Consider the following 468-nt stretch of genomic DNA (forward strand, 5'->3'; position numbering starts at 1 on the left):
TACCTACACTAATTTTAGTGTTGTACGCGTCTAGCGCATAACCTACAGATACATCATGTACAAAGTAAGAACCAATGTAATCAGCCATACCTGGGTAATTTTCTGCGCCGTAAGCTATGTCATAGTAGTTTTGCATACGGTCAACATAACGTGTTTGCCAATGCGCATCAAAGTCACCTTGAGACCAATCTAGAGCAAATGTGCCTTTATATTAAGGATAACCAGCATCACCATACTGCACGCCTACTTGATCTTCGCCATCGAACTCGTTAGTCATTACATAAGACAAATCAAGAGATGTTCTGAAGCTACCGTACTCAGTATCAAACTTGTATGCAGTATAAAAATCTATGCCTTCAACATTGTAGGTACCTGAGTTTTGTAGGAAGTTACGTAAATCAACGATATTACCGTTAGCATCACGGTCAATGTAATCACAAGAAGATGCATTACTTCCTGAAGTACACT

The 468-nt window shown here is 39.3% G+C and carries 1 protein-coding gene; it reads right to left on the reverse strand.

The window, feature by feature from the left end:
• Positions 1-211 precede the first annotated feature (211 nt).
• Positions 212-468 (reverse strand): hypothetical protein (locus PSH48_RS20905; protein WP_273612311.1); only part of this gene is annotated, 257 nt, incomplete at its 5' end.

It is taken from the genome of Pseudoalteromonas sp. Angola-4 (genome assembly GCF_028599265.1).
GTDB lineage: Bacteria > Pseudomonadota > Gammaproteobacteria > Enterobacterales > Alteromonadaceae > Pseudoalteromonas > Pseudoalteromonas atlantica.